Annotated in this window: 19 protein-coding genes and 1 pseudogene; 18 read left to right on the forward strand and 2 right to left on the reverse strand. The window is 67.2% G+C overall.

Annotated elements, in window-relative coordinates; all coding sequences use genetic code 11:
• Positions 1-101: 101 nt before the first annotated feature.
• Both ACGF4F_RS04840 and ACGF4F_RS04845 read right to left on the reverse strand, forming a co-directional pair.
• Positions 102-677, reverse strand: a complete 576-nt coding sequence (locus tag ACGF4F_RS04840; protein ID WP_393074877.1) for a flavoprotein — start codon at positions 675-677, stop codon at positions 102-104.
• Positions 674-2,011: a hypothetical protein gene (locus ACGF4F_RS04845; RefSeq protein WP_393074880.1), complete on the reverse strand. Its 1,338-nt coding sequence runs from the start codon at positions 2,009-2,011 to the stop codon at positions 674-676. The genes ACGF4F_RS04840 and ACGF4F_RS04845 overlap by 4 nt, the downstream gene beginning before the upstream one ends.
• Before the next feature lie 425 nt (positions 2,012-2,436).
• Here ACGF4F_RS04845 and amcA point away from each other — a divergent pair, with 425 nt between their 5' ends.
• The 18 genes and pseudogenes from amcA to ACGF4F_RS04935 all read left to right on the forward strand — a co-directional run bounded on the left by amcA (position 2,437) and on the right by ACGF4F_RS04935 (position 25,415).
• Positions 2,437-2,601 (forward strand): multiple cyclophane-containing RiPP AmcA, encoded by a 165-nt coding sequence (amcA, locus tag ACGF4F_RS04850; RefSeq protein WP_393074883.1) that lies wholly within the window; start codon positions 2,437-2,439, stop codon positions 2,599-2,601.
• Positions 2,598-2,942 (forward strand): hypothetical protein, encoded by a 345-nt coding sequence (locus ACGF4F_RS04855; protein ID WP_393074886.1) that lies wholly within the window; start codon positions 2,598-2,600, stop codon positions 2,940-2,942. Before amcA ends, ACGF4F_RS04855 begins: the two co-directional genes overlap by 4 nt.
• On the forward strand, positions 2,939-4,159 hold the full coding sequence (gene amcB / locus ACGF4F_RS04860) for a cyclophane-forming radical SAM peptide maturase AmcB (protein WP_393074888.1): 1,221 nt from the start codon (positions 2,939-2,941) through the stop codon (positions 4,157-4,159). Before ACGF4F_RS04855 ends, amcB begins: the two co-directional genes overlap by 4 nt.
• Positions 4,160-4,245: 86 nt before the next feature.
• A complete protein-coding gene (locus ACGF4F_RS04865) occupies positions 4,246-4,920 on the forward strand; it encodes a GPP34 family phosphoprotein (protein ID WP_393074891.1) in 675 nt (224 codons plus the stop codon).
• 78 nt (positions 4,921-4,998) lie between these two features.
• Positions 4,999-6,489 (forward strand): APC family permease, encoded by a 1,491-nt coding sequence (locus ACGF4F_RS04870; RefSeq protein WP_393074894.1) that lies wholly within the window; start codon positions 4,999-5,001, stop codon positions 6,487-6,489.
• 11 nt (positions 6,490-6,500) lie between these two features.
• Complete coding sequence (locus ACGF4F_RS04875; RefSeq protein WP_393074897.1) at positions 6,501-7,157, forward strand: GNAT family N-acetyltransferase; 657 nt, start codon at positions 6,501-6,503, stop codon at positions 7,155-7,157.
• On the forward strand, positions 7,154-7,774 hold the full coding sequence (locus ACGF4F_RS04880) for a hypothetical protein (RefSeq protein ID WP_393074900.1): 621 nt from the start codon (positions 7,154-7,156) through the stop codon (positions 7,772-7,774). Before ACGF4F_RS04875 ends, ACGF4F_RS04880 begins: the two co-directional genes overlap by 4 nt.
• A gap of 273 nt (positions 7,775-8,047) precedes the next feature.
• A complete protein-coding gene (locus ACGF4F_RS04885) occupies positions 8,048-8,332 on the forward strand; it encodes a hypothetical protein (RefSeq protein ID WP_393074903.1) in 285 nt (94 codons plus the stop codon).
• Between the two features lie 15 nt (positions 8,333-8,347).
• Positions 8,348-9,142: a phosphotransferase family protein gene (locus ACGF4F_RS04890; protein WP_393074906.1), complete on the forward strand. Its 795-nt coding sequence runs from the start codon at positions 8,348-8,350 to the stop codon at positions 9,140-9,142.
• 952 nt (positions 9,143-10,094) lie between these two features.
• The gene (locus ACGF4F_RS04895) at positions 10,095-11,213 is read left to right on the forward strand and encodes a pentapeptide repeat-containing protein (RefSeq protein ID WP_393074909.1); all 1,119 of its coding nucleotides are present in this window, start codon (positions 10,095-10,097) and stop codon (positions 11,211-11,213) included.
• 560 nt (positions 11,214-11,773) lie between these two features.
• Positions 11,774-12,004 carry a hypothetical protein gene (locus tag ACGF4F_RS04900; protein WP_393074912.1) on the forward strand — a complete coding sequence of 77 codons (231 nt, stop codon included), beginning with the start codon at positions 11,774-11,776 and terminating at the stop codon, positions 12,002-12,004.
• Between the two features lie 750 nt (positions 12,005-12,754).
• A pseudogene (locus ACGF4F_RS04905) lies at positions 12,755-13,414 on the forward strand (NACHT domain-containing protein); the annotation flags it as partial.
• Positions 13,415-13,621: 207 nt separating this feature from the next.
• Positions 13,622-15,241: a hypothetical protein gene (locus tag ACGF4F_RS04910; RefSeq protein WP_393075632.1), complete on the forward strand. Its 1,620-nt coding sequence runs from the start codon at positions 13,622-13,624 to the stop codon at positions 15,239-15,241.
• 60 nt (positions 15,242-15,301) lie between these two features.
• The gene (locus tag ACGF4F_RS04915; RefSeq protein WP_393074915.1) at positions 15,302-15,565 is read left to right on the forward strand and encodes a hypothetical protein; all 264 of its coding nucleotides are present in this window, start codon (positions 15,302-15,304) and stop codon (positions 15,563-15,565) included.
• A complete protein-coding gene (locus ACGF4F_RS04920) occupies positions 15,562-15,855 on the forward strand; it encodes a hypothetical protein (protein ID WP_393074918.1) in 294 nt (97 codons plus the stop codon). Before ACGF4F_RS04915 ends, ACGF4F_RS04920 begins: the two co-directional genes overlap by 4 nt.
• A gap of 53 nt (positions 15,856-15,908) precedes the next feature.
• Entirely contained in the window at positions 15,909-16,226 is a 318-nt protein-coding gene (locus ACGF4F_RS04925) for a trypco2 family protein (RefSeq protein ID WP_393074921.1), read from the forward strand.
• 4 nt (positions 16,227-16,230) lie between these two features.
• Complete coding sequence (locus ACGF4F_RS04930) at positions 16,231-20,298, forward strand: trypsin-like peptidase domain-containing protein (RefSeq protein WP_393074924.1); 4,068 nt, start codon at positions 16,231-16,233, stop codon at positions 20,296-20,298.
• A gap of 209 nt (positions 20,299-20,507) precedes the next feature.
• Positions 20,508-25,415, forward strand: coding sequence for a phosphodiester glycosidase family protein (locus ACGF4F_RS04935; RefSeq protein WP_393074927.1), 4,908 nt, complete (start codon positions 20,508-20,510; stop codon positions 25,413-25,415).
• Positions 25,416-25,562 lie beyond the last annotated feature (147 nt).

Raw genomic sequence — 25,562 nt, forward strand, 5'->3', positions numbered from 1 at the left:
ACAAGATCGTAAGGGCGCGTCTCATTTGGTGAGGCGTCGGAGGGTCGTGTGCATATCGTCGTCAGGGGGCGGGGCGCGACACGGCGGCTGGCTCGTTGCGGTCAGGCGTGGCCGGAAGCGGCCGTTCGAGATTCGTGGGCAAAGTGGGCCGCTGTCTCGAAAGCCACTGTCCAGGGGAAGGCTTTCTGCCGCTCATTGCCGCTGCCGGGGGGGTGCGGTTCCCATTGGTCGTCAGGGCCGAGCAGGACGCGTACCCCTTCGCCGCGGAGGCTGGCCACGGCGTGCCGGAACGGCGCCCGCGCGGCGAGGGCGGCGTTGACGAACGGGACGATGACGGTCGGCACCTGCCTGCCGATCAGCTCGGCGACGGAGGTCATGGCGTAGTTGTCGGCGAGGCCGAGGGCGATCTTGTTGATCGAGTTGTAGGTCGCGGGGGCGATGACCAAGGCATCGGTGGGGGGAAGCGACCGGCGGGTGCCGGGCGACGACTGGTACGTCGATCGGACCGGTTGACCGGTGAGGATCTCGAGCGGCTGCGGTTCGATGAAGTCCATCGCGCTCGGCGTGGCCGTGACCGCCGCTGTCCATGATCGCTTCTGTGCGGCCTTGACGAGTTGGGTTACGTCGAGGGCCGGACCGGCGCCGCAGACGACGATCCGGAGGTGACCCCCGGTCACAGCCTGACCCCGGCATTTTGGGCGAAACCGACAGCGGCGGCCCGGACAGGGCCGGTGGCGAGCATGACGAGGTCGCTGGCGATGCGCTGGACCGCAGGCCGGCAGCGGATCTCCTCGGGTGCCACCTCGTACGCGGTGCGCAGCGCGCTGAGGCCGTGCTCGTAGCGGCCCCACTGGGTGTAGGCGCGTGCCACGTCAACGAACAGGGATGCCTTGCGCTCAGCCAGCGTCACTTTCTCCAGCGGCACCGTGCGGGCGATCGCGATGGCTGTGCCGGCATCGCCGAGGGTCAGTGCGATGTTGACCCGGTGCAGCAGGACGTTGGTGGCGCCGAAGCCGGTCCACCGGTCGTTGCCGTCGTAGCCGAGGCGGGTTGCAGCGCGGGTTGCCTCTTCGAGCATCGTGTGTGCGGTGTTCCGGTCGTCTCGGCGGGCGGCGGCGATGGCCCCTCGGAGGACGAGGGCGCCGTAGACGGCCACCGCATCGGTTGATGCGAGGCGGGTGTCCCGGTCGAGGGAGTCGGCCGCGTTCCCGGCGAGGGTCACCGCCTGGGCGTCGTGGCCGTTGCCCATGAGCGCGTGGGTCATGATCCGGGCGCTCGCGGCGATCGCCACCGGGTCCTGACTCGCCGCAGCGGCGCGGGTGCTCCGCTCGGCCGCTACCAGGGCCGCCCCGCGATCGCCCACCTTCAGCAGGACACTGCCGACGACGTGGTACAGGTCGGCGGCCAGGACCTCGACCCGTTGCCGCCGCTCGCCATCCGCGCCGGACTTCACCGGTTCGAGGGACGGCAGCAGCGTCACGAGCCGGTCGAGTACGCGCTCGTACCGGCAGGCCTGATAGTCGACCTTGGCGGCAGCGACGGCTTGGGTGAACTGCGGAAAGTAGAGAGCCGCACCGTCCGAGTTCGGTGGCGAGAAGAGCGCGTCGAGCAGCGGAGCGACCTTGGGTGCGGCGGCTACGCCGATCGCTGCTCCGCGTAGGAGGTCTCTGCGTCGCACGTCACCATCCGAGCCCGAGTCGCCATCTCCGTCATCGCCAGTATCCGCATGCGCGCCGGCATCCGGCCGCGTGGCACCCGCCGTTGCACCGCTGGTGCCAGCCGTCCGCAGCGCCTCGAAGCGTTCCCGTACCTCAGGCGTGGCTCGAGCCAGCACGGTGTCCAGCGCGGCCTGCATGTCCGCGCGGGGGAGCACCTTGTCGCCCTGGCTGCTCCACTTGGCCACGGTCCGCCGCGCCGCGCCGAGGTGCTCGGCGAAGGCGGTCACGCTCATCCGCAACGCATTCCGGAGCGCGTTCGCGTCCTGGCCGGTCCAGGTCGTCACCGTAGCCATCGCACGTCCTTCCGGAACGGACAGTCACCGGTGGAGGTGATTTTAGCCGCACATGGGGTGACGGCAGGTGCACCGCGGGTGCACCGGCGAGACATTCCGTCCGTCCACCGCCCGAGCCAGCCTGGATGTGCCGACGCGCCGATCCCCAGCGGAGCGCCGGTGGGCCAGCGGCAACCTCACGCCAGGGAGATCCAGATGGACGTACCGATGGGCGACAGGTCGGAGTGCGACCCGACGCACCGGCAAGTGCTCGCGCGGGGCACTCCGTCGATCGCACGGATGACTCCCCGTTCGCGTACCGCCAGCAGGGCTGCGTGGGCGGGTGGCCGGCGGTCTGCTCCCAGCCGCTGGCCGACGGCGGTGGGCTTGCCGGGATGCCGGCAAGCCCACCGCATACAGAGGCCAGCGCCGGCCGGGGGCCGACCATGACGGTGTATGTGTCGCGGTACGCCGCGACCGGCGAGCTGACGACAGACCGCCCAGCGGCGTTTCCGGCGTCGGCGCGGCCGGGCTCGACCGATCCGCCACTCTTGACGCACGTATGGCGGATCGTGCTCGAGCGGCAGGCGCGGGAGAGCGACCGTCGATGAACGGCGACGGCGTGGCTGCCGCTGGTGCCGACGGGTCCGTGGCCGCTTCTTCAGGGCACTTGCCGCTGCGTCCGCTCTGGCTGTGCCGGGCGTGCGGTCAGCCCTGGCCGTGCGGACGGGCAAAGCTCGATCTCCTCGGCAGCTACCAGGGCAGCCGGCTCAATCTGCTCGTCTACCTGGCTGGCCTTCTACACGAAGCGATCGACGATCTGCACCGCCTCAACCCGAGCACCAGCGGCGACGTCAGGGATTTGTTCGACCGTTTTCTCGGCTGGCCGACCCGCAACCGTGGCTGCCACCCGTCCTCCACCTCACACCCGCAGACACCGGAGGAGACATGAGCGTCCGGGGCATCGGCATCATCGCTGCCACAGGGCAGCCCGTCATCGCCGGGACCTTCCACACCCTGGTTCCGCAGCCCACCAGCTTCTGCAACCTGGATTGCAGCTACTGCTACCTGCCTGACCGGCGCGCGCGCCAGTTCATGTCCGTCTCCGTTACGACCGCCTGCGCCCGGTCGATCGAGCAGCAGGGCAGCGTTCATCCGGTGAGCGTGGTGTGGCACGGCGGTGAGCCCAGCGCCACACCGATCGACATCTTCCGTGAATTGCTCGCCCCCTTTGAGGCTCTGCGGCGGGCTGGGCGGGTGCGGCACGAGAGCCAGACCAACGCGACGCTCATCCACGAGCAGTGGTGCGATCTGTTCGCCGCCTACGACTTAGAGATCGGCGTCAGCATCGACGGGCCCGGCTCCCTCAACCGAAACCGGCTCGACCGGGCCGGAAATGCGACGACGGCCCGAACGATCCGCGGCACGCGAGTACTGGCCGAGGCCGGTCTGCCGTACTCGGTGATCTGCGTCGTCACACCCGAAACCATCGACCACGCCAACGACCCCGTCGAGTTCTTCACCGCCCTGCCGAGCTGCGAGTCGGTGGTCTTCAACATCGAGGAGCAGGAAGGCGCCGCCCGCACGCCGGTGCCGGAGGAAGCCGCGTACCGGTTCTGGAGCCGACGTCTTCGGCACCGGCTCGCCGGCAGTCCGCTCCGGATCCGCGACCTAGATCGCTTCGCCGACTACCTCGGGGTCACCCGCGCCGGCTTCACCGACCACGCCCCGCACGAACCGATCCCCACAGTCGCCCACGACGGCCAGGTGGTCCTGCTGTCATCGGAACTGCTCGGCATCAAAAGCCCCCAGTACGCCGACTTCATCGCCGGCAACGTCCTTCGCGAGCCGATCGGCGACATGTTGGCCCGCGCCAGCGAATTGCGATACGTCACCGAGTTCGTGACGGCGCTCAACGGCTGTGCGGACCGAGCCGTCTGGACGAACCGGTCCGGCGACCGGCTGGCGGTCGCGCTGTTGACCGTCAACGTGCACGAGCGGCGCCGCTGTCCCGACTGCCCAGCCGACGGTTCTGCGACAGCGGGGCGCACGAGCACGGCCGCTGTCTCAACTGCCCACCCGAAGGCCCCTGCTGTGGGAGTGGTGGGCGCTGCTGGAGCTCGACCGACATCCCAGGCTCCACCGCCTCCGCACCGACTCCCCATCTGACCGACGTAACCCGAGAGAAGCCAGCCGTGGTGATCACGCCCCCGGGCGCAGACGACCGCCCGACCATGCACGTGCAACCGGAACCGATGCCCAACCTGACCCACGAGAGGGTCAGGAGCGGCCCGCACAAGCCGAAGCTGCTCGCCGACGAGTTCTTCATGCTCGCCCACGACGACCAGAGCGGGAGGCCGCGGCTGCCCCACAGCTCGATCACCTTCGGGCTGGCCGCCGCGCTGCTCGCCGAGCTGGGCTCCGCCCGCTGGATCCATTTCGAGCGTGGGGATCTGACGATCCTGGATCGCCGTGCGCCGGACGACTGGCTGCAACACCAGGTATTGGCCCAGCTGATTGCCTCGCCGCAGCACACCGCCACTCGCACCTGGCTGGCCTACCTCGCCGCGACCTCCTACGACCTGGTCGCGAAACGGCTGTTGCAGGCCGGGATGGTCCGGCCGGTGACCTACCGGCGGATGTTCAAGACCGTCACGGTGTTCGAGCCGACGGACATGAACGTGGCCGCCTGGTCGTGGGCACGGCTGGTGGGGTCGCTGCGCCAACTCGAACCATTGGACACATTCGACCTCGCCCTCGCTGGGATCGCCCGGGAGGTCCGGCTTGATCAATGGATCCTCCAGGGCACGTCCCATGCCTCGACCGCGTACCTGAGACAACTGTTGGCTGAGGCTCCACCGCCGATGCGGGACCTGCTGGCTGCCCTCAACGCCGCGATCGGCAACGCCGTCATGAGCCACCGCACCTGAGGTTGCGGTCCGTCTCACCCGCACCCCGCCGTGCGGACGCTTCACCCTTCCACCTCTACCTCTTGGGAGAACTTCCCCATGTCCTCATCTCCTCCTGACGCCTTATCGGCTGTGCTGGCACGTGGCCGGCTCGGCACGTTCGCTGTCGTGTTCTTCGTGATCGCCGCCGCCGCCCCGCTCACGGTGGTAGCCGGCGGCGCAACGACCGGGTACGCCGTCACCCGCGTGGTCGGCATCCCGGTGTCGTACCTCGTGGTCGCTGCGGTCCTCGCGTTGTTTTCCGTCGGCTATGTCGCCATGAGCAGGCGGATCATCAACGCGGGTGCGTTCTACACCTACGTCACCCGGGGCCTCGGCAAACCCGCTGGCGTGGCCACGGCGATGATCGCCGTCCTCGGCTACAACGCCATGCAGATCGGCCTCTACGGCGGATTCGGCGCAGTCCTGGCCGCCTACCTCGACGACCGTGGCTGGCACACCACCTGGTGGCTTTGCGCTCTCGCCGGGTGGGCGGTGGTGTCCGTGCTAGGGGTGCTGCGGATCGACCTCAACGGCGTGGTCCTCGCGGTCATGCTCGTCGCAGAGGTCGTCATCGCGCTTGTCTACGACGTGGTCATGGTCAGCCATCCGGCCGGCGGGACCGTCACGTTCGACACCCTCGCCCCCTCCCACATCCTGGCCGCCGGCATCGGCGCCGCCCTCGTCACGGCCATCACCGGCTTTGTGGGGTTCGAGGGCACAACCGTGTTCGCCGAGGAGACCAAGGACCCGAAGCGGACCGTGCCCAGGGCGACGTACATCGCGGTGGCCATCACAGGCCTGCTATACGGCGGGTCGGCTTGGGCGATGTCCGTGGCCACCGGCCCGGACAAGATCGTGGACGCGGCCAGCACGGACGGCACCGACCTGATCTTCAACCTGGTGTCCTCGCACCTCGCGCAGTCGATTATCACCGCCGGCCGGATCCTGTTCATCACCAGCCTGTTCGCCGCTCTGCTCAGCTTCCACCACACCGTGGCCCGGTACCTGTTCGCCCTCGGCCGGGAACGGGTGCTCCCGGCCGTGCTCGGCCAGACCAGCCGGCGCACGGGAGCCCCGAAGTGGGGATCCATCACACAGAGCACCCTGGCCCTGGCCGTCATCTTCGGGTACGCGTACGTGGACGCGGACCCGATCGTGCACCTGTTCTTCTGGGTCACCGTCACCGGCGGGCTGGGCGTCCTGATCCTGATGACGGTCACCTCCGCCGCAGTGGTCGCGTTCTTCGCCCGAACCCGGAACACGGACGGGCCGTGGCGGACGCTCCTCGCGCCGACCCTGGCGACCACCGCGCTCGGCACGATCCTCACCGTCACGATCAGCCAGTTCGACACCCTCCTCGGCGTCGAACCGGCGTCGCCGCTGAGGTGGCTGTTCCCCGCCGCCTACGGGGTCGCCGCGCTGATCGGGCTGGTGTGGGCACTCGTCCTGCGCTCGTCTCGACCCGACGTGTACCAGGTGATCGGTCTCGGCGCGGACGCCGCGACAGCCGCGCAGCACGTCTCTGATCCTGTCCACCAGCCCGCATGAGGAGCACCATCATGACCGTTCGTGCCGGGCTCGGAGTCCGTCGGGCCACCGCCCCCGACGCTCGCCCGCTGTTGCCCATGCTGGTCGACGCGTTCCTTGACGGGCCCGTCGCCGACTGGCTGATCCCGAACCGCACCGAACGCCGCGTCGTCTACTACCGCTACTTCCGGCTGATGCTGGACCTCGGCCTACGGCACGGCCGGGTCCACACCACCACCAACCTGTCCGCGGTAGCCATCTGGTACCGACGCGATGCAGCGCCCGCCCCGGCCGACCCGGCACTGCTGCAGCAGCTGGATCTGGCGTGCGGAAAGTACGCGCCGAAGTTCCACCTGCTCGACGCAGTGTTCGCGGCGAACCACCCGCCCATGCCGCACGACTACCTGGCGTACCTCGCCGTCGACCCCGCATGGCAGGGCCGTGGGGTCGGGTCGATGCTGCTCCACCACGCACACAAGACCATCGACGCGGAGGCCCGGCCGGCGTACCTGGAGGCGTCCAACACCCGCAACCGGGACCTGTACCTGCGGCACGGCTACCAGGCCGGCGAGCCAATGCAGGCGTCGTTCGAGGCCCCGCCGCTCTGGCCGATGTGGCGCCCGCAGAACGACGGAAGCGTCGGTGAGCAGGTGCGTACGGCCATGTCGCCGCACAGGCGGTCCCGGTGAGCAACACCCTGGCCGCCCCCTCACGTCGGGCGAGACCCGCCGACGTCGCCGCTGTCACGGCGCTGCTGGTTACCGCACTGGAGCACGACCCGGTCGCCGAGTGGCTGCTGCCGGACCCGCAAGAACGGCTGCAGGTCCTGCACCCGCTGCTCGCGGTCGACGTCGACCACGCCATCGAGACGGGCCGCGTCGAGGTGGCGCTGGACTGGTCGGCAGTCGCGGTATGGCGCGCCCACGCCCCAAACACCGACCGCTGGATGCTCAGGGACCACCACCTCACAACGTTCGCCGGGCGGGCCGCGTCCCGACTCGCCGAACTGAACGCCGCAGTCCATAACTACAGGTCCGCCGCGCCGCACCACTGGCTGTCCTGGCTAGCCGTGCATCCCAACTACGGATGGCGCACCGCCGGCGACCTGCTTGACCGTCACCACGATCTCGTCGACGGCACCGGCCTTCCCACCTACGCCGTCACCACCACCGAGGCCGCCCGGGACCTGCTGAGCGCGCACGGCTACCGGGCGGACCTGCCCCTGCATCTGCCAAGCGGGCCAAGACTGTGGCCGCTCAGCCGTGCGGGCTGCACAAGCCCCCGACCAGGCCACGCCACCCGATGACGTGACCCGGCCGGCTGTACCACGGCGCGGAGACCGACTCTCCGAACTCACCCCCTCAAGGAGGAGGCTTGACCACTACCGCAGACAGGCCGACCACGGCCGCCGCAGATCCCCGAACCCTCGTCTCCGCCGAGACGTTCGACAAGATCACCCGCTACTTCGTCGCCAAGCAGGAGGTCACCCAGACCTACGCCGAACGGGGCAGTCGGACAGTTCCTCGTCTTCCTCAAGGCGCACGCCGACGCGGAGGACACCCCCGACTTCGGGCTGCTGTTGCCGACCGGCGAGTCCTACCGGGTCGTCCCGACCCGTCCGGTCGACGCCGTCTGGCACGCCGCCCTCCAGATCAGCGAGCCCTATACCGCCGCCTGCATGGAGATCGCGGGCCACTACCTGCACCACCGCCCGATCCTCACCGAGGCCATGCAGGACGGCACCGCCATCACCTACACGCTGGCGGCGTTGCACCGCACCGGCTACCTGGTCGACATGGAATTCTGGAACGGGGAGGCTGAGTCCTGCTGCCCTCCGAACCCGCCTCAGCCCAGTGTGGCCTAGCCAATTGGAGCACTGATGCACAGCGACTGGACCGCTCTGCCGGACACCGTCAAAGCGGGGATCGCCGAACGGATCGGCGGCGCCTTCGACGTAGTCCCGGCTCCGAGCGGTGACCATGCCGAGATCGCATCGACCCTCACCGGGGCAGGCGGAAAGGTCTTCGTCAAGGCGGCCTCTGCCCGGTTGAGCGTCCAGTCACTGCGTTACGAGCTGGCGGCCACCCAGGCCGTCCGCTCGTACCCGCCCGCAGTCCTGTGGCACTTCGAGCGCGACGGCTGGTTGGTGGTGGGGACCGAACATCTCGACGGTCCCCACCCCGACCTGTCGCCCGGTAGCGCGGATCTCGACCTGCTCGCGATGGCACTGAAGGGACTCCAGGAGACCCCTGTCCTAGGCGAGCCGTGGTTCACCCCGGCGGCCCGGCTCGGCTTCGCGCATCCCGCGATGGACGGCGGAATGCTGGTCCACTCCGACCTCAATCCGGCCAACTTGATCATGACTCCAGGCGGCCTACGGATCGTCGACTGGGCATGGGCGACCAAGGCGGCCCCGTGGGTCGAACTGGCACTGCTCGTCCAATGGCTGATGGGCAGCGGCCACACTCCCGAACAGGCAGAGGACTGGCTGGAGCAGTTCCCCGCCTGGACTACGACCGACCGCGAGATCTTGGACGATTTCGCATCGAGGAACGCCTCGAAATGGTCAGCCAAATCCCGGCAGAGCACCGAGGGATGGGTGCACGACCTCGCGGCCTGGGCCGGCGAGTGGGCGGCCCACCGAATGGCAGCGACCGTCCGAGACCTGGAGTAACCACCCTAACCCGTTCCGCACACGACGAGGCCCGGCCGCCTGCGCAGAGGTGGCCGCGGCCTCGTGTGCGAGCGCCGAAGCGGTGCCGCGGCGGCCTCCAGGCCCCGACAGGTCGCAGAATGACACTCATTGGTACGCGTCACCGGCTCGAGGCCATGCTTTCCGACCACGCCCGCCCGCCGGTCAATGCAATCGCAGCTCTGGCATTTCCAGGCCTCGGCCCTCCCTGTGCTGTGGGACGAAACTGACGGCAGTGCGCGCTCGCTCGCGAGGACGCCTGACGCGGTCAAGTTGCCTCCGCGGCCGGCGCTCGGCTGACCCAGGGCCAGTTCGTGCATTTCCGCTGGAAGTAAGAGCCCCAGCCTTCCGGCCTCCCACGCGACCCCCGGCACGGCTTCTGACCTGCTGAAACGCCTTCCGTCGCTTTCCGACGTCTTCCGGCGTTACTCGCGCTCGGTTGTGCCGGATTTGTGCCCGGCCCTGAACCCGTGGGTTGCCGGCGAGACGGTCGCTGACGGTCCGACGGCGCCGGGGGCTGCGGCACTTGGGCGCGGTACGGCGACCAGGGCGAGAGCGAGTTCCGACCCCCGCTGGGGGATGCGGAGCCAACCTATCGGCCGCTGGGCAGCGATGGCAGCCGATGTCGGTCAGCAGGTGCCGGCGGTCGTTGCTTGACGTTCGAAACCGGGCTGAAGCGAGGCGTGCGCGGCCTTCTCGCTGCCTCGCTTGCCGACGTCTCGCCTACAAGTTCTGGGCGTTTCGTCCGGTCGGGGCTGTCTGCATCCACCCACCTCGGGCGACTTCCGCGCACGGCGGTCGGCGGCTCAGGTCATGCTGCTCCGCCCGCCATCAGGACATCGGGATTGTCGCGGCCGTCACGTCCACATCGACTACCGTCGCAATACCTATGAGCGATGGCAGGAAGTGGATCCGCAGTTGTCCAATGGAGGCCATGCCGTCACTGCGTCACCGCCTGGCCGCGTCGCGTCGCGCACGGCCGACCCGATCCACCGTGGCCCTCCCCCCGCGCCGTCAGCCGCAGTGGTCCCTGCGCCAGCAGCCTCGGCGTCCTCACCAGGACGGCCGGCCGGACTGGAAGCAGACCGCGACCACCCTGGCCAGCATCCTGTCGGTGCTGCTTGTAGCTGCGGGCCTGTTCTACACCAACGAGGCCAACCGGAAGCAGCAAGAGTTGGCCGAGCGGGGCCAGGTAACCGACCGCTTTACCAGGGCCATCGAGCAGTTGGGCTCAGACAAGCTCGATGTACGCCTCGGTGGCATCTACGCGCTGGAACGCCTCATGCGCGACTCGCCCGGCGATCGACGCAATCTCGTCGAGGTGCTTAGCGCGTACGTCCGCGGCCACAGTCCCCGGACCCCAGCAGCCCCGAAAAATGGTGCCGTTCCCTCCCCCGGTGTTATCGACCCTGTCCATCCGCCGCGGCCGGCTACGGACGTGCAGGCCGCGCTGACCGTCCTGGGCCACAGGCCCGCCGTGGAGGGCTCTCAGATGATCGATCTGAGTGGCATTGATCTGACCGGCGCGGATCTGAGCAGAGCGAACCTCATCGGTGCCAATCTGGCGGAGACCCGCTTGGCCTACGCCGACCTGGATCGGGCGAACCTTGAGGGCGCGTACCTAGTGTCCACGCAGTTCAGGCATGCGGTCCTGATCGACGCAAATCTACACATGGCGAACCTTGCCCAGGCAAACCTGAGCGAGGCAGAGCTCCATCAAGCCAATGTCAGCGTCACCAACCTGACGTATGCGGACATTTCTCGCGCCGTTCTAGAGCGTGCGACTTTCAGAGACGCTCTCCTAGAAAATGCAGACCTGAGGCACGCCGCTCTAGCCGACGCGGACCTGACCGGCGCCAAGCTGCCCGGCGCAAAGCTAAGTGATGCAGACCTGAACGGCACCATCCTGAGGGGCACTAGCCTCGTCCTGACCGACGGATTAACCAGTGGTCTGGTGCGGTGCACGACGCCCGATGACCGGACTGCCTGGCCGCCGGGAGTGGTGGGGCCGGTGCCGGGCGAGTTGCACCCCGAGTGCCTTCCGACTCAGTAACCGGTCCGACCGCCGGCTCTCGGCTCGACCCGCGATATCTCGCTTACAAGTTCTGGGCGCTTCGTCCGGCGGGGTTCGTCCGCGTCCGCGACCTCGGGCGAGAGTCCGCGCCTGGCAGCCGGCGGCTGCCCGCGTCCGGGCCGGTTGCTGTCGCCGTTGCTGTCGGCGGCCATCGCCGGCCCCCAGTGCCAGGGCCGCTCTCTCGAACTTCCCTGGCTTCGACGATGGCCCTGCACATGAATCTGGATCTTGGGTGAGGGCCGTGTCGTCGCCTCTGCCCCCAGTGCACGGGCCAACTGGTCGGCCCAGGGTCGTGACCGCCGCAGCCCTCTTGCTGGTGCTGTGTGCGCTACTTCAGGCAGGTTTCTTCGTCGTGCTGGCTGCGAGCGGTACAGCAGGCGGGTTCCTAACCCAACTCTGGTTCACCGTCGCCTTCTGCGGCTTGGTGGGCTTCGCGGCCGCAGCGATGTGGGTCTGGCGTGGATCGGCCGGTGCCCGCATCCTGACCTGGTTGGTTGCACTCATCTCCGGGCCTTGGTGTGGCGCCCCTGAGCGCCGGCGTGATCAGTGACATCTCTTCTCTAGCCGCGCCTGCAGGGTCCGGAGCCAGCGGCTCCCATGGTTTGATCTCCGACACGACCGTCACGATCGTGATTGATGTGGTGATGGGCTTGTCGGTGTTGGCGGAGACAGGTGCGCTGGTGCTGCTATCGCTGCCAGCATCGGCTAGGTACTTTCGCCGCAGGCGATCCGTCCGGCAGCCGTCCGATCCCGTCGTTGATCAGGGCTGAATCACGGTGGCGGTCCGGCCTGGAAGCCTCCGGCCGCCTCACCCCGGATGTCCTGGGAACCGGGGAAGCTGAGCGCCGCACGCCTACCCACGCCACCGCCAGTTTGCAAGGTGCCTTGATTTCGAGGTAGGCCCCCTTCCAGGTGTGCGCCCGTTCTGGTGATCAGGCTGGTCTCCTTGACCAGGCAAGGAAGGCGGCGCGAAAGTCCCCCTTGCTGGCCGCTGTTGACCGGTCAACCGGGCACGCAGCGGGCACGATGGCGGCCGACTCCTTGCCCCCAGGCAACCAACACGACCCTTTGACCTACTCCTGCACCCGGTCGGAGCTGCTGCGATGGTCCCCGGACGTGCGTGATTGACCGCCGGCGTGCATCGCGATCGTCGCTCAGTTCGTCGCCCAGCTCGATTTCTGGACATCCGGGCCAGCCTCCGCGCAAGGTCGGCTTCTTTACACCAGTATTCCAATTGACCCTACGTGCTGGTAAGTATGCCCCCTTGACCCTTGATCGGAGCAGCGCGGCGGCACCCACCTATCTAGCTCAGATACGCACACTGCTTCAGATGTACCTGAAAGGCCAGCGACGTGAGCGGATTCGACATCAAAACGGCAATAATCACCGCAGTCGCAATCCCAGTCTTTTACTTGATTCTGCGGAGAGTATCTCGCTTCGTTCAAGCAAATACAGGGCAGATTCTAGACGCCCTATTTTGGATGGCGGACAGGTTCATCGCCGAATCGATTGCGACAAAGATGAGCTTAAAGAGGTATTGCCGAGCCGAGCTAGCAAGAGATGCTACCAAATTCCTTCAAGTGCCTGGAGCCTCGGAAGCCGCCCTGCTGACAGACTCGACCTTCGTCCCTCTTAGGCTCGAAACGTCCTCTCGTCGCGTCACCACAAAGCACGGAAACGTTTGGGAGGACGGCGCGACCAGGGTACAAATCGTAGGAGACCCCGGATCGGGCAAGACGTCCCTTGTAAAGAAGGCATTTAGGGATGCTTGCCGACACGCGTTGCATGAAAAGCGAGCACCGCTGCCGTTAGTCTTGGAACTGAAGAACTTTGTGCCACCCAAGCGCCTAACGTCAGATCGAGCTCTCGGCGATTGGGCTATCAGGATGCTTAGGGAGAGAGTTGAGGCCGTAGGCGGCTATCAAATGGGTAAGCTATTCGACCTGTCATTGAGTAACCGGGGCCTACTAGTGATGCTTGACGGGTTAGATGAGGTGTCGTCCGACACCTACCCGATAATCGCAAGGGCCATCAACTCGCTCAGTGAGCGCTTAAGTAATGCGAGCCCCCATAACAGAGTCATGCTCACCATGCGCACCCAGTTCTATAGACAGATTCGTTCTCGGTTTTCCGATACCTTCCCCAGGGTCTACCACATTCAACCGTTCACCCCAGGTGATATATACAACTTCTTATCACTGTGGCCCTACCCCGATGCGGCAGCAAAGAAGGCGACTGTTAACAGGATATTCTCAGAACTAACAGACAGGCCGACCCTTAGGGAGATGTGCAGCAATCCCCTAGTTCTAGCGATGTACGTGGCGAGCGACCAGGGCGGAAATAGCGTGGGGACGCCCGACACCCGAACGGGATTCTACTCTCGGGTTGTGGACGAGCTTCTGCTGTTCCGCAGAAACCGCCAGCTCGATGCGCCCGTCAAGAGCACACTCCGCGAACAGCGCGAGCGGCTGTTCGGCATTCTCTCATTCGAAAATCTGACCGATCCTGCACAACCCGCGAACCTGATCTCATGGGATCGAGCCATTGAGGTGACCACAGAGATATACGGGTGCAAGTCGCGCGACGTGGCCGCAGCCACGCTTCGGGAAGTGTGTAAAGAGACGGGCCTAATGTCTGAGGAGCGCAGCAGCGAGACACTGCGGTTCATTCACCTAACCTTCTGCGAATTCTTGGCTGCCAAGGAGGCTATCCATGGTCGCGAAGCAGGGTGGAGCGAATTAGTATCGATCCACCGAAGCTTCTCGTCAGATGCCGCCCAGAGCGCCACCAAACTGGTGGAAGTTATTCCCTTTGCCGCCGGCCTAATGTCCCGCGTCATGAGAGCTAAGATGCTCGATGACGTGGCCATATTGAGGGATCCTCGAGTTTTTGGTCGCGTCTTTCTAGAGACTCAAGCCTACGACCATCCCGCTTGGGCCTTCTATGCCGCGTCTGAGGCAGATTACCTAACGAGCACCATTCGATCTCATTGGAATGACGATTGGCTTCAGAGACTTCACCTGTTTACTGTCATCCTGGCCGATGAGTCAGAGTGGCGGCAGGCTTACAATCGGGAACCGGCCGCCGTAACGCTTGAGCAATTACTAAAGATGCTGATTCAAGGGGACCGCGAAAGGTTGGTTGCGGTTCTAGGATCATATGCGTCAGTCGACCCCCAAGCCGCTTTCCGGCTTGCGCGGTCACTTGAGGTAGACCTAGTCGAGGACCATCCGGCGATTGTTATAGAGAACTTGTCAAACCGGCCCTTCCGGTCCCTTATCGTCGAAGACCTCGCCTCACGGAAAACGCCCAGTCTGCAGCAAGCGATGGTTTTATGCGAGGCGGCAATGGCCAATCCTTATGTCGCCTTCGCTCTCCACGAAGAGCCCCCTACCGTCTTGAAATTTGGAACGCCTTCCTCGATTCCAAGGCGTTTCCGCTGGTTCGTCTCTGGCGAACCCGCGGCAATGTCGTTTGGTTCCAACCTTTTCCTGCTTGCTTACGGCCTTAACCTCAACCTCCTTACGTATTCCGCCAGCATCGTTGCCAATGCGCACTCTGTCGACGTCATCAATACGACGACTTTCCCAAGCTGCGCTCAGTTGGCGCAACTCCGAGCACCCGGAGACTTTTGGTTTTCGAAGTTCTTGTGGTTGAACAAATGGCTCCTTCTGCTTCCAGTCTCGCTGCTTTCGATTGCAAGTGCGGCCTCGGTAAACGCAATGTTGGACTCAACTTGGATCGGAATTTCGGTCGTAGTTGTCTTTGGTGTCCTGGCATACTGGTTCTCGCACAACGTGGCCTACTACCCCAAGTTCCGCGCTAGCTATTTTGCGCAATTTCTTCAGGGAGTGCTGCAGGAGTTTGCCGGGACTCGTCAGTTCTCGCGTTCAGACGATGGTTTGGTGGTTTTCCGGCCTGCGTCGTTATTAGCACGGCGCGCGTCGCAGCCTCTTATTGAGGCAGCCCTTTCCGTGCGAGCATCTCCGGGCTCCCGTAAACGATGACCTGGAGTGCCCAGGACGGATCAACATGGTGAACAGAACACTTGGGCTCAGGCCCGCTCGGTGGAGAGCCTGTACGACGCGGTCACCCTCGACAAGCTGCGCCACGACTGGCTGACGATCGTGCCGGCGTTCTCCCACGATGATCTGACCGACCCGGGGGAGCGGGGCGACGCGCTCACCGTCGCCCTCGACCACCTGCGCCCCGACCAGGCGGTGTACGTATGCGGGCCGCCGGCGATGCTGGCCGGGTCGCGGCTGCGGCTGCTCGCCGCCGGGGTGCCCGCCGAGCGGATCCACCTGCCGGAACGGATCCCGTGGCGATGACCGTCTATCGCAGCCGCCACGCTCTGCGCGGCCCGCTTACCCCGGAGCGGATCGTTGCCGTGCCGATCCCGCTGACCCGGCGGGGCCGGCGCGGCTACCGGGTCGACGAGGTCGACGCGCTGTTGCACCGGCTCGCATACGAGCTGAGAGTACGGTCCCGGGAGCGGGACGAGGCCCGCGCCGAGAATCGGCGCATCAAGGACGCGCTGCGGAGGTGGCAGTCGGCCGAGGCGTCGCGGAGGCTTGAGGCGACCTCCCCGTCCACAGTGCGGGCTGGACCAAGAGAATAAAAATACGACAGGATCGATGGTCCATAGTTGATACACCCGTGGGGAGTGTTCTAGTGGATCAGGGCGAAGAGATCGGCCTGGCAGCCGCGCTCGGTGCGATCAGGAGCGAGCTGTCCCGGGCGATGGCGGCGGCCAGGGCGGAGGACGGGCCGGTGCGACTGGAGGTCACCTCGCTCGAACTCGAACTGCAGACCACCCTGACCCGGTCCGGTGACCTCGACGGCGGGATCCGGGTCCATGTGATCACGGCCGGGGCGAAACGTTCGCACTCGCAGAGTGAGGTGCAGACGCTCAAGATCCAGCTCGACGCTCGGACCGCCGAGGGCCGCCCGGTGCAGACCAGCGACCAGCTGCGCCGGCTGCCCCGGTGAGACCGTGGATCCCTCGCCCAGCGGGCTGAACCCGCGCCGGGTGGCGCGGGTTCTGGGCCGCACCCCCGACACGGAGGATATCGAGCTAGCCACCGGCTACCGCATCTCCCGTCACCTCGTGCTCACTGCCGCCCACGCCACCGACCGGCCCCAACTGAGCGTGGACCTCGCCGGTGACGGCCGCTACCGGGACGTCGTCCGCGTCTGGCACGACAGCACCCTCGACCTCGCCCTGCTGCGCTTCACCAAGCCGCCACCCGATCCGGTGCCTCCGGTGCGGTTGGGCCGGGTGAACCGAAACGCCGTGACGGTCGTGAGCGGTGACGTCCTCGGCTACCCCAAGCATCTCGACATCAACGCGGGGTCGGACGACTATCTGCGGGGCCGAGCCCACGAGCCGTGCGAGATCCGGACCGCGGAGACAGGCGAGCCGGGCACCCTGCGCGTCCGGTTGGCCAGCACCCCCACGCCGTCGCCGGACCCCGCGGACAGCCCCTGGAAGGGGATGTCCGGCGCCGCCTTGATCACCAGAGCGTCCGGACTGCTGGTCGGCGTGTTCCACAGCCACCTGACCGCGTCCGGCGTCAGCACGCACGAGGTCATCGAGCTGGCGGCGGTCAACGACCCGAGCTGGGAGCGCCTGCTCGAAGACGAGGGCATCCGCCCCCAACCCTGGCCGGTCCCACCCGACAACTGGAACCAGCTCCGCCGGGACCTGGAGCCGCACTGGATCCACGCGGACTCCCTGGCGGCCAAAGGTGAGGGGCCGGCCGGTCCGGTCACCTTTGTCGATCCGGGCGACCACCCGAGCAAGCCGGACCGGATCCTGGCCACCCTCGCCGAGTGTGCCGACGGACGCCAGCCCGCCAGCGGCGTACTGATCCACGGGCGGCCGGGCACCGGCAAGAGCCGGCTCTGCCTCGAGGTCGCGGCCCTCGCCGACCAGCGGGACTGGTTCGTGGTCCATCTGCTGCGCGGCAAACCGGTGGACCTGGCCTGGGAGAGTGTCCGGGGGATGACGCGACGGGTGCTGATCGTCGTGGACGACATCCGGTCCAGCACGGAAACGGCCGACGACAACCTGTATGAGATCCAGCAGGACGCACTGTCCAGGGGCCTCCAACTGGCGGTCCTGACCACCGCGCCGACCCGGGAGACGGAGAGCTGGCCGCCCCAGCTCTGGGACAGCTTCGAGCGGGTCCCGATCCGCGACGACGACCAGTACCACCGGCTGATCCTCGACCAGGTGGTACTTGCGCTCGCCCCACACGCCGTCGAGCGAGCCGGGGCGCCGCATGTCACGCGCATCAGCGCCGGCGTGCCGGCGGTCGCCGCCCTGCTCGCCCGGTGGTACGACGCGCAGGCCAAAGCCGGCCGGGACATTCGTGCCGCGGTCCCGGTGGGCGCGGCCGGCATCAGTGGCTGGCTACGGCGGGTGCTGGACAGCGAGGAATTGTCGATGCGCCGCTCGGGTCCGTCCCGCCCGCTGGGCGACCCCGACGGCCGGCTCTTCGCTGTCGCCTACGCAGCCGCCACCACCCCCCGGCCGCTGCCCGAGATGCTGACCTACCTCCAAGTCGAAGACGAGATCCGTACCGCGGACGGGTTCGTGTGGTCACCCCAGGAACTGATCGACACCCTGTGCCGGGCCGGAATCCTGACCCAGGGCCCGGACGGACTGCGGGTGACCCACCACCTCCTCGCCGACGAGATCCTGCATCAGGTGCTCTTCGAGCCCAACTCGTCGGCGCTGCGCCGCAAATGGCTGCCCAAGCTCCTGGACAGCGGGTTCGGTGGGCACCGGGCGCTGGCCAACCTCGTCCGTGCCGTGGACCGGCTGCGCGAGGCCGTCGACCGCGAAGCGGCGGAGGCACTCGCCGCCGGGGTGGACCGATGGTGTGAGCAGACGGCCACGGGTCTCGGGCGGTACCTCGCCGACGAACCCGACGGCGACACGTTGCGGCTGCTGCTGCGACGCGCCACCTGGGTGCCGGCGGTGCGCCGGTTGGCGGACCGGATCGCCAGGCCCTGGCTCGAGCGGAACGTCGACCAGCCGGGTGCCAGGGAGACGTACGTGGCAGCGGCGCTCGACCTGGCACCGGAGGTGGTGTATCCGCCGCTGCTCGCCTGGCTCAGCCGACACGGCACGCTCCTCTCCGCCGGCGCCGTCTTCCATCGGATCAAGGTGCCCAGTGACGTCGATCCGGCCGTGCGCCTGCGCATGGCCGAGTACGGCGTCGACTGGCTCGCCCAGCACGCCGACGAACGCGAAGCCTCCCGGGTTCTGCAGCCCCTGCTCGAACTCGGCCGAGGAATCGGCCTGCCACCCGGCCACCCGGCCGCCCGCCCGCTGGCCGCGGCAGCGCTGCGCTGGCTACGACGTCATCCGGCCGATCCCTGGACTGGTTACGTGGCCAGTCGGCTGGTGCTGCGTCCCGAGCTCACCGGGGAGGCTCTCGCCCGCACGGCCCGGTACCTGCTGGACACGGTCGCCCAGCGCGCCCCGCACGAGGCGAGCTTCTCCTACGGGCCCGTGCTCCAGCGCCACCGCAGGCGCCGGGACCTGCCGCCGTCCCTGTTCAGGGACGCCGTGAAGGATTCCCTGGAGTGGCTGGCGCACCCCGCCGGCCACGGCCTGCAGCCTGGGGCATCGTATGTCCTGAAGCGGCTGATCGCTCCCGACCTGCCCGGCCGTAACGACCTGCCCCGTGCGGTCCACCTGGCGCTGCGGTGGCTGGAGCACAACGACGACTCGCCGGAGGCGGGGCAGCTACTGGAACGCCTGCTCACCTTCGCGCGGGAGGAGACCCGCGCCGACATCCGCCTCACCGCCGAGGAACGCGACGCGCTCGCGCGGCGCACCACCGCCTGGTTGGCCGCCCCTGCCGCGTTGACGTACAAGCGCACGAGCGTGCTGGGCGCGCTGCTGCACTCCGGGCTGCTCACCGAGCCCGACCAGTTCGAGCGATACGCCAAGCAGGCGCTGGTGCTCTGCGACCGGCATCTCGACGACAGCGTCGCCCGGGACCTGCTGGTGCCGCTGCTGAACCACGAGGCGCTTGCCCCCGACACCCGGATGCTCGTCATGGGGCTGCTGGCCGAGTTGATCCGGCGCCACCCCATCGGCGAACACACGAGCTATCCGCTCACCTCTGTCTTGCGGCGGGCGGACCTCGCCGTCGAGGAGTACCGGTGGGCGCTCGACGCCACCCTCGGATGGCTGGACGCGCACCCGAGGCAAGCCAGCGCCCATCGTCTCCTCGGCGCCGCTCTGGGGAATCGCTGGGCGGCCCCGGAAGACCGGCAGACGCTCGCCGAGCGCGCAGTGGGGGCGCTCTCCGGCGAACTGTTGGCGACGGAGCGGGAGCACCGGGTGGTCAAGCATCTGCTGGCCCACCGCGTCGAGGTGCAAGCTGCCTGGAACCGGTTCGTTGCCAGGTCGTGCGTCGTCCTCGGGGATTCCGGAATGCCGGCGGGGGCGAAACGGGCGCTGCGCCTGATGCTCAAGGGGTGCGGGCCGATCAGCGAAACCATCGCCGAGGAGCTGCAATTGACGTGCGTCGCCTGGTGCGCGGCGAACAGCCGTACGCGGGACGCCACCGAACTGCTCGGCACCGTGCTCGGCAGCCGCATCCTGCCGGACTCCGTGCGACGGGAGGCATCACGGGTGGCGGTCGAATGGATCAGACGAGACAGTTTGGACGACCCGGGCCTCGGCAAGCTGCTCGCCGAACTCTTCCGTCAGGGCGAACTGCCGGATCCGGCGGTCGAGGACGCGGCGGTGAGTCTTGCCCTCGACATACTGGGTCGGGAAAGACCCAACACCTACTATCTTCCGCTGTTGCGCCAGGTCGCGGAGCGGCTGGCGGTGGAGGGAGCAGGCACGCGTTTCGTCCCGGAGTACACCGAGCGGACGCTGCGATACCTGGACGCGTGGCTGAACGGGAACCCGGACGCCCATCCCCGTACCCGCGAGGCCGTGACTGCCCGCCGGCTCCGGTTGTCGCAGACGCCGCCGGTACCGCGCCAGCGCCAACGCGGCACCGAGCACCACCGACCGTCGGGGCGCTGAGGGCCTTCCCCGGCGGCAGGGCAGCGACATCGAATCGCCTCCCGCGGCAGTCGTCGTCGGTCCTATTTCGCGCATGGTTGGACTTGATCTCCGGGACTGTTCATCCGATGCTCGCATTTCAGGCGTGGCATGTCGTGGAGGAACCGGCCGAAGGGTGAAAGAGGGCGATGAAGCTGTCGCGGAAGAGAAGTCAAGCGATCCTGACGGCTGTGGCGGCGTCTGCCCTGCTGTTGGGCAATGCGCAGTCGGCGTCCGCGATGGGAGGCTTCAGCCCCACCTCGCCGATCACTGCGACCCCGATCAACCAGAACACCCAGCAGATCGCGCCAGGCGTGGTGCAGAGCGACTACATCTTCAACGACCGGGACGGTCAGCGGATGGAGTCCCACGTCCTGGACATCGACATGCCGAAACGCCCTGAGCTGACCATCGAGGCTGGCCTGCCCAACGACGGGAAGGGCACTCCTTGGTACGGCATGCAGCCGATGAGCAAGCAGGCTGCGGCGGCCACGCGTCCCGGCCACCAGGTCATCGCCGCGATCAACGCCGACTACTACAACATGTCTGACGGCTACCCACTGGGTGTGGTCGTGAAGGACGGCACCGTCCTCAAGGGCGACATGGCCGCCAACTGGTTCTTCTTCGGCATGAAGAAGGACGGCAGCTACCTGATGGGTGACCGCGCCCTGTTCAACCAGGTCAAGAACGACCTGCAACAGGCACTGTCCGGTGACGCGCAGGTCATCAAGAACGGTGCCCGCGACGAGAACCAGATCGCCACCAAGGGCGCCCCCAACAACCTCGACCCGCGTATCGGCATCGGCGTCAGGCGCGATGGCACCATCTTCTTCGCCGAGATCGACGGCCGCCAGACCGGTTTCAGCCGCGGCCTGACCATGTCGGACTTCGCCGACTACATGCTGTCCCTGGGCGCCTACAACGCGATCCACCTCGACAGTGGCGGCAGCGCGACCTTCACCACCAGGACGCCGGGCACCGACACCGTCCAGGTGGTCAACCGCCCCTCCGACGGCGAGGAACGCCCGGTCGCCAACGGGTTCCTACTGGTCTCCTCCGCGCCGGCGACCCACGAGTTCGCAGCTGCCGCTGTCGCCCCCAACGGGATGACCGTCACGCCGCACTCGACCGTGCAGTTCTCGGCCAAGGGACAGGACGCCACCGGTGCCTCTGCGCCCGTGCCGGCATCCGGGCTGACCTGGAGCCTCGCGGATCCCACGTTCGGCACAATCGACGCCAACGGGCTGTTCACCTCGACCGGCAAGCAGGGCCAGACGCAGGCAATCCTGTCCCACAGCGGAAAGCAGGTCGGCTCGGCCTGGGTCGAGGTGACACTGCCGGACACGCTCGCCTTCGAGCAGAAAGAGATCAGCCTCGACTACGGCGCGGTCAAGCCGTTCGGGCTGACCGCCCGCTACCGGGGCCGTGACGTGCGGCTCAAGCCCGGCGACATCACCTGGGGCGGTATCCCTGACGGGATGGGCACGATGGATGACGCGAACGTCTTCCACGCTGCGTCGTCGGGCAGCTTCGACACCCAGGTCACCGCGACCCTCACCGGGAGCGACGTGCGCTCGTCGGTCCACGTGTTGCTGGGCCAGCTGCCCGTCGTGCTGTACGACTTCGAGGACGGCATCGGCGACTGGAAGGCCGGCACGGCAGGACGCGGCGAGGTCAGCCAGCTGCACTGGAACACCTACCCAGATGACCTGACCCGGTTCGGCGACCATGCGCTACAGGTGAATTTCGACTTCACCAAGGGCCAGCTGAATGCCACCCTCGGCGCCTACGCCGGGCCCGAGTCCAGCAAGCCCATCCCGGGCCGCCCGAAGGCGATCGGCGCCTGGGTGTACGGAACACCCGAGGCCCAGAGTTACTGGCTGCGCTGCTACATCTACGACGCCAAGGGCCAGTTCCAGCCGATCAACTTCACCACCCAGACCGAGGGCATCGACTGGCTGGGCTGGAAGTACGTCGAGGCGGAGATCCCCGACGGCCTGGTCGGCCCGTTCACCACCTTCCCCAACCAGATGTTCCGCATCATGTCGCTGAAGTCGGGGATGCCGGGCGGCAACCCGCTGCGAAAGGGGTTCGTGGCGATCGACAACGTGCGGGTCACCTACGGCGCGTCCGTTGACGACATGTTCCCGCCGACCGTGCACGCCCTCAACATCGACGGCAAGACCTTCACAAACTCGCAGGTGGAGATCTCGACGTCATTCGCCGAGAACACCACCGACAAGTACGCCACCGGGATCAACTACGACCGGGTGCGGATGTGGGTCGATGGCACCGAGTACACCAACGCCGAGGGCGTCTATGCGCTCAACAAGGGCCTCAACACCGTCGCCTTGTCGCACCTGAGCTTCGCCGACGGTATCCACCGGGTCGACGCCAGCGTCCAGGACAACTTCGGCAACGAAACCCTCAAGACCGGGTACTTCACGGTGAAGACCGGTTCGGGCACCTCGGTCAGGCTGTCCTCCCCGGACGCCGTCGCGAACCTCGGCGGGACCTACCGGCTCCACCTCACCACCACCGACGCCGCCGATGTCACCGGCGTCGACACGAAGATCCGGATCGGCAAGGACTTCCCGGTGACGGGGGTCGACTTCGCCGCGTCGGCGTCGGGCAGCACCTGGGCCTATGACGCTGGCACCGGTGTCCTCACCTTGCATGTGGTGAATTCGAATGCCGCGGCTGGGCCCGCGACGCTGGCGACCGTCAACGTGTCGGTGGCCGGCGGCGTGGCACCCGGGACCAAGCTGGGCTGGGAAGTCACGAGTTCGAGAATCGGCTATGCCAGCGACAGGCCGTCGAAGTTCGCCCCCACCTTCTCGGCGCGGCCGGCGTCGGTCGATGTCGTGGCAGCGTTGAAGCTGGCAGCAAACAGCACCGTGGTCGGACGGCCGGGGAAGGTGACCGTGACCGATGCCGCCGGCAAGCCGGTTGCCGGTGCCACGGTGACGATGCTGGTGGCTGGCAGGGCGACCAAGCTGGGCGTCACGGGTGCTGACGGCGTGCTGACCTCGGCGCAGCTGACCGACATGGTGAAGAAGTACGACCTGTTCGCCCAGACCGAGCAGGGCAGGTCATTTGCGATCAGCACGCAGTCGTTCACGCCCCTGAAGCAGCAGGCGCCGAGCAACATCATGGCCGGTGCGAGCGCCGACCCGGCGACCACCAAGACCATCACCTGGATGTCGAACCCGCTGACCTCCACGGACGCCGCGGTGCTGCAGGTCGCCACGAAGGCCGCCTACCAGGCCGGCGGCGAGGCCGCGTTCACCAGCTTCGACGGCACCGCCAAGGAGCTGACCTACGCCGGCTACGAGGACATCGCCCAGAACGGCGTCGTGCGCTCCAACTCGGCCACGGCCACCAAGCTGGCCGCCGGGACCCACTACGTGTACCGGGTCGGCGACGGCGCCAGCTGGTCGGGCGTGCGCGAGTTCTCCACGTCCAGCGACGCAACGGACTTCACCTTCAACGTGTTCGGCGACACCCAGTCGCCGGACCGCGCCGGCCTGGCCGAGTTCGACAAGATCCTGACCTCGATCGAGGGGCAGGCGAAGCTGCCGGACTTCACGATGCACGTGGGTGACTTCACCGATGACGCCGGCAAGTTCGCCCAGATGGACGCCATCGCAGGCATGCTCAGCGACCACGAGAAGATCGGGTCCACCGACATGGTCCGGGTACTGGGCAACCACGAGTACATGGGCGACGACGGGTCCAAGGCTGTACGCATCTTCGGGCAGCCCAACAACGGGTCGAAGGTGAACCCGGACGGCACCTACTCGATGGACTACCAGAACATGCACGTCGCGGTGATCGGCTGGACCGACGACGCGGCGACGCTGAAGGCCGAGCTGGACTGGCTGAAGCAGGACATGACCGCCTCCGACAAGCTGTGGAAGGTCGTGGTCACCCACCAGCCGCCGTACGCGACCAACCCGGACGACTCCGACCTGTTCCGCAAGGACCTGCCGAAGGCCGCCGACGAGCTGGGTATCGACCTGGTCTTCTCCGGGCACGACCACGCCTACGGCCGGACCGACCCGCTGAAGGCGGGCGTGAAGACCGACGGCGGCACCGTGTACGTGGTGACCGGGACGACCGGGCCCAAGCACTACTCGGCCGAAAATGACGGCACCTTCGCAGTGATGGACGACGGCCAGTTCGCCATGTACCTCACCGTCGAGGTCACAGGAGGCAAGCTGTCGCTGACCGCGAAGCGGGCCGATGAGTCGATCATCGACCAGTACAGCCTCGTCAAGGACATCGACGCGCCCGTGGTCACCGTGTCCGGCGTCGCTGACCAAGGGGTCTACAACCAGCCGGTGACCCCGGTGGTGAAGGTGACCGATGCCCACGCCGACACCACCACGGTGACGCTGAACGGACGCCCCTACGACGGTCGCCCAATTGAGGCGGACGGCAACTACGAGTTCAAGGTCGTCGCGGTTGACAAGGCGGGAAACCGATCGGAGTCGTCGATGGCGTTCGTCGTGGACCGGACGGCACCGGTCATCGCGGTGAACGGCATCACCGACGGTCAGGTAGTGAAGCTGAACCAGGCCGTGCCGGTGACGTGGAGCGCCAGTGACGCGACCTCCGGCGTCGCCGAGTCCGGAGGGGACGTGGCCAGTGGCGAACAGCTCGACACCACGACGCCAGGACTGCACACCGTTCGCTTCAGCGCCACCGACCGTGCCGGAAACACGGCAACAGTGACGATCAGCTACCGGGTCGAGTACGTGCTCGGCGACCTCGAGGGCCCGCTGAGCGACACAAGCGCCCCGTTCAACGCCGGCCGGGTGATCCCGGTGAAGTTCGTCCTGACCGATGCCGCCGGCAAGCCCGTGTTGGACGCCGCCCCGCGCGTCTTCATCGCACCCGTCACCGATGGGCAGGTGGGTCCGGAGACGCCGGCAACCTCAGCATCCGGCAACGATGCCAACCTCATGCGTCTGGCCGAGACCAGTGGCCTGTACGCGTACAACTGGAGCACGAAGGGGTTCGCCGCGGGCGACTACCGGGTCCGGATCGACCTGGGCGATGGGGCCGTGCACACGGTGACGGTGCGGCTGCAGTAGGACAGCTGGCCACTCTGCCCCGATCGTCGGTAGCTAACCGCCACTCAGGGGTTCGTATGCCGCCGGGCTCGGACCGCGCGTCACCGCGCGTCCGAGCCCGGCGGCAATGGCGGGTCTGCGCCGAGTGTGGCGGTATTCAGCCATGGC

It is taken from the genome of Micromonospora sp. NPDC047740 (assembly GCF_043204735.1).
Lineage (GTDB): Bacteria > Actinomycetota > Actinomycetes > Mycobacteriales > Micromonosporaceae > Micromonospora.

Coding starts and splice junctions, on each gene's coding strand:
- ACGF4F_RS04875 (WP_393074897.1), top strand. CDS start 6,501: ATGACCGTTCGTGCCGGGCTCGGAGTCCGTCGGGCCACCGCCCCCGAC.
- ACGF4F_RS04920 (WP_393074918.1), top strand. CDS start 15,562: ATGACCGTCTATCGCAGCCGCCACGCTCTGCGCGGCCCGCTTACCCCG.
- ACGF4F_RS04845 (WP_393074880.1), bottom strand. CDS start 2,011: ATGGCTACGGTGACGACCTGGACCGGCCAGGACGCGAACGCGCTCCGG.
- amcA (WP_393074883.1), top strand. CDS start 2,437: ATGACGGTGTATGTGTCGCGGTACGCCGCGACCGGCGAGCTGACGACA.
- ACGF4F_RS04870 (WP_393074894.1), top strand. CDS start 4,999: ATGTCCTCATCTCCTCCTGACGCCTTATCGGCTGTGCTGGCACGTGGC.
- ACGF4F_RS04855 (WP_393074886.1), top strand. CDS start 2,598: ATGAACGGCGACGGCGTGGCTGCCGCTGGTGCCGACGGGTCCGTGGCC.
- ACGF4F_RS04865 (WP_393074891.1), top strand. CDS start 4,246: ATGCCCAACCTGACCCACGAGAGGGTCAGGAGCGGCCCGCACAAGCCG.
- ACGF4F_RS04890 (WP_393074906.1), top strand. CDS start 8,348: ATGCACAGCGACTGGACCGCTCTGCCGGACACCGTCAAAGCGGGGATC.
- amcB (WP_393074888.1), top strand. CDS start 2,939: ATGAGCGTCCGGGGCATCGGCATCATCGCTGCCACAGGGCAGCCCGTC.
- ACGF4F_RS04895 (WP_393074909.1), top strand. CDS start 10,095: ATGCCGTCACTGCGTCACCGCCTGGCCGCGTCGCGTCGCGCACGGCCG.